Annotated in this window: 8 protein-coding genes and 1 pseudogene; all 9 read left to right on the top strand. The window is 46.4% G+C overall.

The window, feature by feature from the left end; genetic code table 11:
* Positions 1-500: 500 nt before the first annotated feature.
* The gene (locus O9290_RS02375; RefSeq protein ID WP_002739749.1) at positions 501-863 is read left to right on the top strand and encodes an ATP synthase subunit I; all 363 of its coding nucleotides are present in this window, start codon (positions 501-503) and stop codon (positions 861-863) included.
* A 58-nt stretch (positions 864-921) separates the two neighbouring features.
* Positions 922-1,671: a F0F1 ATP synthase subunit A gene (gene atpB, locus O9290_RS02370; protein ID WP_002739857.1), complete on the top strand. Its 750-nt coding sequence runs from the start codon at positions 922-924 to the stop codon at positions 1,669-1,671.
* Positions 1,672-1,901: 230 nt separating this feature from the next.
* The gene (gene atpE, locus O9290_RS02365; protein ID WP_002740068.1) at positions 1,902-2,147 is read left to right on the top strand and encodes an ATP synthase F0 subunit C; all 246 of its coding nucleotides are present in this window, start codon (positions 1,902-1,904) and stop codon (positions 2,145-2,147) included.
* A gap of 230 nt (positions 2,148-2,377) precedes the next feature.
* Positions 2,378-2,809: a F0F1 ATP synthase subunit B' gene (locus tag O9290_RS02360; RefSeq protein WP_002740070.1), complete on the top strand. Its 432-nt coding sequence runs from the start codon at positions 2,378-2,380 to the stop codon at positions 2,807-2,809.
* A gap of 133 nt (positions 2,810-2,942) precedes the next feature.
* Positions 2,943-3,485, top strand: a complete 543-nt coding sequence (locus tag O9290_RS02355; RefSeq protein WP_002763368.1) for a F0F1 ATP synthase subunit B — start codon at positions 2,943-2,945, stop codon at positions 3,483-3,485.
* The gene (atpH, locus tag O9290_RS02350) at positions 3,486-4,034 is read left to right on the top strand and encodes an ATP synthase F1 subunit delta (protein ID WP_002763366.1); all 549 of its coding nucleotides are present in this window, start codon (positions 3,486-3,488) and stop codon (positions 4,032-4,034) included.
* Between the two features lie 68 nt (positions 4,035-4,102).
* Complete coding sequence (gene atpA, locus O9290_RS02345) at positions 4,103-5,611, top strand: F0F1 ATP synthase subunit alpha (protein ID WP_002763364.1); 1,509 nt, start codon at positions 4,103-4,105, stop codon at positions 5,609-5,611.
* 199 nt (positions 5,612-5,810) lie between these two features.
* Positions 5,811-6,758: a F0F1 ATP synthase subunit gamma gene (locus tag O9290_RS02340; protein WP_002763363.1), complete on the top strand. Its 948-nt coding sequence runs from the start codon at positions 5,811-5,813 to the stop codon at positions 6,756-6,758.
* Between the two features lie 391 nt (positions 6,759-7,149).
* Positions 7,150-7,803 (top strand): annotated as a pseudogene (locus O9290_RS02335) (protein kinase domain-containing protein); the annotation flags it as partial.
* Positions 7,804-7,893 lie beyond the last annotated feature (90 nt).

Genomic DNA, 7,893 nt, shown 5'->3' with positions numbered 1-7,893 from the left:
GTACCTAAGCAAAATTAATTACACATCTAAGCTCTCAGCCGTCAGCCTTTTGCTGATGTGAGTAAACAGTGAACTGAAAACTCAAATCCGATCCCTGATAGCTGTCTCGGAGTCTCGGAGTCTCGGAGTCTCGGAGTCTCGACTAGGAAATTAATTTTGCACGACTACTTATCGCAGTGATCTTAATAGTGAGGTAGGAAGTCTCTGGTTTTAGGGAACAGGCAAGAGGGGGCGCCGGAGTTGGGGAAGTGGGGAAAAAGGAGCAGGGGAGGGGGAGAGAAAAAAGCTGACGGCTGCGAGCGGGGGGAATCAAGACAATTTACAATTGCTTAATAATTGTTGCCACTGCCGTGATAATATGTCTTGTGGCTTACCTGAGCGTCATAGCTGGGAAAGCAATCCAGATATTGAGATTAGTCTATCGCTGATTTAGGTGTACCTTGTCTGACCCATCGATCGAATCTCCCCCAACCCCAGAAACCAACCCGTCGTCAGATCCGATGCGGGAATACTATCAACTACAAAACACCCTATTGATCACCACCCTGATCTTAAGCGGTCTGATCTTTATACCCGTGTGGCTGTTTTATTCCCTCAATACTGCCCTTAATTACCTATTAGGGGCAATGGTGGGAGTCGTTTACCTAAAACTCCTGGCCGGGGAAGTGGAAAAATTGGGGGTAACGAAAAATCGGGTAGGCAAAAAAGGATTAGCCCTATTCGCTGGATTAATCATCATCGCCAGTCGTTGGCAAGAACTGCACATAGTGCCAGTTTTTTTGGGTTTTTTGACCTATAAAGGCGCAATCATCGTCTATACCCTGCAAACCATCTTCAAGCTGGAGCAGAAAGCCGATTCCTAAACCCTTTAACCGTTCAAAATAACCCTGAGTTGCGAACCTGAATCTCCCCAAGGTGGAAATGTTAGACAGTTTAAGTGTGCTTAATTTTTATAGTCTCGCTTCCCTGGAAGTGGGACAACACTGGTACTGGCACATCGGCGGACTAAAAATTCACGGGCAAGTGATCGCGGTCTCCTGGATCGTCTTCGCTATCTTAATCATCGCCTCGATCGCCGCTACCCGCAAAATCCAGAAAGTCCCTAGCGGTATTCAAAACCTCATGGAGTACGTTCTGGAATTTCTGCGCGATTTAGCCAAAAACCAGCTAGGAGAAAAGGAATATCGACCCTGGTTGCCCTTCATCGGCACCCTATTTTTATTTATTTTCGTTTCTAACTGGTTAGGGGCCTTGATTCCTTGGAAGTTAATCGAACTGCCCGAAGGAGAATTAGCCGCCCCCACTAACGACATCAATACCACGGTGGCGTTAGCCCTACTGACTTCCCTCGCTTACTTCTACGCAGGCATCAGTAAAAAAGGACTCGGTTACTTCGCTCACTACCTAGAGCCGATTCCCGTGCTATTACCGATCAAAATTTTAGAAGACTTTACCAAACCCCTCTCCCTCAGCTTCCGTCTTTTCGGAAACATCCTTGCAGACGAGTTGGTAGTAGCCGTATTGGTCTTCCTTGTCCCCCTAGTCGTACCCCTACCCCTGATGGCTCTCGGTTTATTTACCAGCGCTATTCAGGCCCTTGTCTTCGCCACCCTTGCCGGGGCCTATATCCATGAGGCCCTGGAATCGGAACACGAAGAAGAACACGCTTAAAAGCGAGGGACGAAAAAAGAAAAATTTCTTAGGAAAAAGTGTCCAAATAATAGGATAATAACTAAGAAATTATTGGTCGAATTCAGGATGAGCAACTGAATTCCCAGATCGTTCTTTCCCAAAAACTCTTTCGGGAGTTTTGAGCAGAAAACCAGCCATTTTTTACGGCTGAGAACGCGCTCTGTAAACAACAGATTGAAATTGATTAGTAAATAGAGGAAAAAATCACCATGAACCCCACAGTAGCTGCCGCTTCCGTTATCGCCGCCGCCCTCGCCGTTGGTTTAGCCGCTATCGGCCCCGGTGTTGGTCAAGGTACCGCTTCTGGAGAAGCTGTTTCCGGTATCGCCCGTCAACCCGAAGCTGAAGGAAGAATTCGTGGTACCCTTCTCCTCAGCTTGGCATTCATGGAATCCTTAACCATCTACGGCTTGGTTATCGCTCTCGTTTTACTGTTCGCTAACCCCTTCGCCTAATTAAAAAAGCAGTGGGCTATCAGCCCCCAGTCCTCAGCTTGGCAGCGGAGTTTTCAAAACTCTCAAAAAACGCCAAAGCAGCCAACTAAAAAATCTGGTTTTGGGGACGGAAGGCTGATAGCTAGTTAAGGGAATTTTAGTGATTCCCCCTGACTGTTTATTGTTAAAGCAGGGGGATCATCTTCCTTTTTTGAACCTGTCTATAGCTTCTATTTATCAGGAATAAATCAATGTTTGATTTCGATGCCACCCTGCCAGTGATGGCACTACAGTTTATTCTTTTGGCAGTGATCCTGAACGCCGTTTTTTATAAACCCCTCAGTAAAGTTTTAGATGAACGGGCGGAGTATATTCGGCAAACTGAAGGCGGAGCCAAAGAACAACTAGCCAAAACCGAAGCACTGGTACAAGAGTACGAATTGCAATTAACTTCGGCTCGTAAACAATCCCAAGAGATTATCGCCCAAGCGCAGGCCGAGGCCCAAAAACTAGCCAGCGAACGAGTTGCCGCAGCCCAAAAAGAAGCGATCGCCCGTAAGGAAGCCGTCGCCGCCGAAATTGCCCAACAGAAAGAAGAAGCCTTTCGTTCTCTAGAAGGACAAGTGGCCTCTCTTTCCCGTCAAATTCTCGAAAAACTCCTCGGCCCTGAACTCGTTCGCTAAACCCCAGCCATTGGTTAATAACAGTGATCAGTAAAAAGATAGAACTCAGTCGTCAGGAGTTAGAAGACTGATAACTTACCTCTGATAACTGATAACTGATAACTGAATAACCTACTCCCCGCCCTCAATAATCATGATCATCGACACAGTTTTATTATTAGCCACGGAGGCGAAGGAAGCGGCAGCAGAAGGATTCGGCATCAACACCGATATCCTAGGAACTAACCTATTTAACCTCTCGATTCTGCTCGGTTTAATCATCTTCTACGGCCGCAAAGTTCTCGGACAAATCCTCGGAGAACGTCAGTCGAAGATTGCGGAAGCTTTAGCCGAAGCTGAAAACCGGAAAAATATTGCCGCTAACGCCCTCGCCGAAGAACAGAAAAAACTCGCCCTAGCAAAACAAGAGGCGGGACAAATTATCAATAATGCTCGAGATAGAGCTAAAACTGTCACCGCCGACATCGCCGCCCAAGCCGAACTCGATATTCAAAGAATGCGCGAAAGTGCCGCTAAAGATCTCTCGGCGGAACAGGATCGCGTTTTAGTAGAATTACGCCAAAGAATTACCGCTTTAGCCTTAGCTAACGTGGAATCCCAGTTAAGCGCCGGCCTGGAAGAATCGGTACAACAAACCCTAATTGATCGCAGTTTGGCCAACCTAGGAGGTAAATAGATGCAGGGAAGTTTAATCAGTTCAGAAATAGCCGAACCCTACGCCCAAGCATTACTTTCCGTCGCCCAAAGCAGCGGACAATTAGAAGCGATTGGCGGCGAAATTAAATCCCTCTTAGAATTGTTGGAAAATGCTCCCGATCTAAGAGCTTTTATTGGCAATCCCGTCATCAAAGAAGAAGCTAAAAAAGCCGTTCTTTCCCAAGTAATGGGGAGCAGCGCCAATCCCTATTTAACTAACTTCATGATGTTATTGGTCGATAAACGTCGGATTCAATTTTTAGAACCCGTTTGTCAACAATATCTCACCCTGGCCAGAGTGCTGACTAACACCGTTTTAGCGGAAGTTTCCTCGGCCACCGAATTGAACGATAGCCAAAAACAAATCGTCATCGACAAAGTGAAAACCCTCACCGGGGCGAACGTGGTCGAACTGAAAACCAAAGTTGATGGCAGCCTGATCGGTGGTGTGGTGATCAAAGTCGGTTCTCAGGTCTTTGATGCCAGCATTCGCGGTCAACTACAACGCCTCAGCCTCTCCCTGCGCTAAGGTCATCTAATCTCTCTTTTTTGCCGTTTTTTCACCTTCTAATTTTTTACTTTTTCCCAGATTAAACTATGGTAGCTATCAGACCCGACGAAATTAGCACGATTATTCGTCAACAGATCGAATCCTATAACCAAGAAGTACAGGTCTCCAACGTGGGAACCGTCCTGCAAGTGGGTGACGGTACTGCCCGCATCTACGGCCTACAACAAGCCATGTCGGGAGAACTATTAGAATTTGAAGATGGAACCGTCGGCATCGCCCTTAACCTCGAAGAAGATAACGTCGGTGCAGTGTTAATGGGTGACGGTTTCGGGATTAAAGAAGGCGGTACGGTGAAAGCTACCGGTAAAATCGCTCAGGTTCCCGTGGGTGAAGCCTTAGTCGGCCGCGTGGTTGATGCTCTCGGTCGTCCCATCGACGGTAAAGGGGACATCCTCGCCAGCGAAACCCGTCTGGTGGAATCCCCCGCCCCCGGTATTGTCGCTCGCAAATCCGTCTGTGAACCGATGCAAACCGGCATTACCGCTATCGATGCCATGATTCCCGTCGGTCGTGGTCAACGGGAGTTAATTATCGGTGACAGAAAAACCGGTAAAACAGCGATCGCCATTGACACGATCATTAACCAGAAAAGCGAAGACGTGATCTGTGTCTATGTCGCCATCGGTCAAAAAGCCTCCACCGTCGCCCAAGTAATCGACACCCTCACCCAAAGAGGTGCCATGGATTACACCGTGGTGGTGGCCGCTAACGCTAACGACCCCGCCACCCTCCAGTATATCGCCCCCTACACCGGAGCTTCGATCGCCGAATACTTCATGTATAAAGGCAAAGCGACCCTAGTTATCTACGATGACCTCACCAAACAGGCTCAAGCTTATCGTCAGCTATCCCTGCTCATGCGTCGTCCTCCCGGTCGGGAAGCTTACCCCGGCGACGTTTTCTATCTCCACTCCCGTTTACTAGAGCGCGCCGCTAAACTCAGCGATGCCCTCGGTGGTGGCAGCATGACCGCCCTGCCGATTATCGAAACCCAAGCCGGTGACGTTTCTGCCTACATTCCCACCAATGTAATTTCGATTACTGACGGTCAGATCTTCCTCTCCACCGACCTCTTTAACGCTGGTTTCCGTCCCGCTATTAACGCTGGTATTTCCGTATCCCGCGTGGGTTCGGCGGCCCAAACGAAAGCGATGAAGAAAGTTGCCGGTAAATTAAAACTCGAATTAGCCCAGTTTGACGAATTAGAAGCTTTTGCTCAATTCGCTTCTGACCTTGATGCGGCCACCCAAGCACAACTCGCTCGCGGTCAACGTCTGCGTCAAATCCTCAAACAGCCCCAAAACTTCCCCCTCGCCGTTTGGGAACAGGTGGCGGTGGTTTATGCCGGTTTAAACGGTTATCTCGACGATATCGCCACCGATAAAGTTATCGATTTCTGCACCGGTTTACGGGAATACCTGAAAACCAGCAAACCTCGCTACGTTGAGATCGTCAGCACTGAAAAACAACTCAACGACGAAGCGGAAGGCCTGCTCAAAGATGGCATCAATGAGTACAAACAGGCTTTTAAATAATCTCGGTAATCAGTAAATGAATGTTGGTAATGGGGGTTAGGTTTTGGGGGATGGGGTGTTGAGGTTTTGGGGTTTTGGGGTATGAGTTGAAATTTCTCTATCTCCCCATTTCCCTGTTTCCCCACCTCTCCATTCCCTCCTAAACCCCGACTCTTGACTGATAACTGATAACTGATAACTGATAACTGATAACTGAATTATGCCTAATCTCAAAGCGATTCGCGACCAAATTCAATCGGTCAAAAATACCAAAAAAATTACCGAGGCCATGCGTCTGGTGGCGGCCGCAAAAGTGCGCCGCGCCCAAGAACAAGTTCTCTGTACCCGTCCTTTTGCCGATGCCCTCGCTCAGGTCCTTTATAATCTCCAAGGTCGTTTAGCCTTTAGTGATGTTAATTTACCCCTGCTGGCCCAACGGGAAGTAAAAACCGTGGCTCTGTTAGTAGTCACAGGAGATCGAGGTCTTTGTGGCGGTTATAATACTAACGTCATCCGTCGTGCCGAACAACGGATGAATGAATTAAAAGAGCAAGGGATTAAGTATCAATTAGTGGTTGCCGGCCGGAAAGCGGCACAATATTTCGAGCGCCGGAATGCTCCCATTGCCGCTAAATTTATCAACCTCGAACAGATTCCCACTGCCGATGAAGCTGGCACTATTGGGGATGAATTACTTTCCTTATTTTTATCGGAAACTGTTGATCGCGTCGAGTTAATTTATACTCGTTTTATCTCCCTGATCAGTGCCACTCCGGTGATTCAAACCCTGTTACCTTTAACTACCCAAGGTTTAGCGGTACAGGATGACGAGATTTTCCGTTTGGTGACTAAAGAAGGAAAATTTAAGGTACAACGGGAAAAAATGGCCAGCCAACCGGCGCAGGTTTTTCCCCAAGACATGATTTTTGAGCAGAATCCCGTCCAAATCCTCGATTCTCTCCTACCTTTGTACTTAAATAACCAATTACTGCGCGCTCTCCAGGAATCGGCAGCGAGTGAATTAGCAGCCCGGATGACGGCGATGAGCAACGCCAGCGAGAACGCCAGCGAGTTAATCGGGACTTTAAGCCGTACCTACAACAAGGCGCGTCAAGCCGCTATTACCCAAGAATTGCTAGAAGTAGTAGCGGGAGCCAACGCTCTCTAGGTTTAAGCCATTTTTTCTTCTGATTATCAGTAGGAGTGATTATTTTCACTCCTTTTTTTGTATAGGGTTTGCTGAAAAAAGACCTCTTGCATAAATCCGAAAACAAACGATAGAAACAATAATGGGAGGGACTTTCAGTTAATTATTTATTAGTAGTTGATAATCTTCAAAAATGTTGCTGTACAAGGATCGACTTAAGACTTTTGCAAGAGGTCTTTTGTCTGATCAGTTTAACTTACTATAGAAGTGATCAATCTTTGTGTCCTCTGTGTCTCTGTGGTTCCTTCCACTCGCTTGCCGGCAGGACTGTATCTTAGAATACATTTTACCCACCAAACCTAAGAGAGCTACTTTTTTAACGTCAACCCAACTACTTAAAGGAGTAAAAACCATGAGTCTGTGTCTCAATCCTAATTGTTCCTCAGCCAATCCAGATGGCAATAAATTCTGTGAAAAATGCCGCTCTAAATTGTTCTTACAGGAGCGTTATCAAGCAATTAAATTAATTGGTCAAGGAGGATTTGGTCGCACTTTTAAAGCGATAGATTATAGTAAGCCTTCTCGACCTTATTGTGTGATTAAACAGTTTTTTCCTTCGGCTCAAGGAACTGATACAATTGAGAAAGCCTCAGAATTGTTTGAAAAAGAAGCAATCCAATTAGAAAAATTAGGAAAACATCCCCAAATTCCTGAACTTTTCGCTTATCTCAATCATGATGATGACCGTCAATATTTGGTACAAGAATATATTGAAGGACAGAATTTAGAACAAGAATTAAGAAGCCAAGGGGTATTTAATGAAGCGAAGATTAAAGCTTTATTAACAGATATTTTGCCAGTTTTAGATTTTATCCATAGTCGGGGAGTAGTTCACCGAGATATTAAACCAGAAAATATTATTAGACGTAACTCAGACAAGAAAGCGGTTTTAGTGGATTTTGGCGCGTCTAGAGTTGTTACACCTCTTAATCGTTCTGTTACTGGTACGGTAATCGGTTCAGCGGAATATGTCGCACCAGAACAAGCTAACGGTAAGGCGAACAATCCTATAGCGGGTTTCAGTTGAATGAGGTACAGCATGGATGACTAGGTAGGCTCTTTAAAAGGGGTATCGCAATAGCAACAATGGGTAAAC

Source organism: Microcystis sp. LE19-41.2A (assembly GCF_027530405.1).
Lineage (GTDB): Bacteria > Cyanobacteriota > Cyanobacteriia > Cyanobacteriales > Microcystaceae > Microcystis > Microcystis aeruginosa.
The sequence above is the reverse complement of the archived record's forward strand: the minus strand, read 5'-3'. Positions and strand labels throughout refer to the sequence as shown.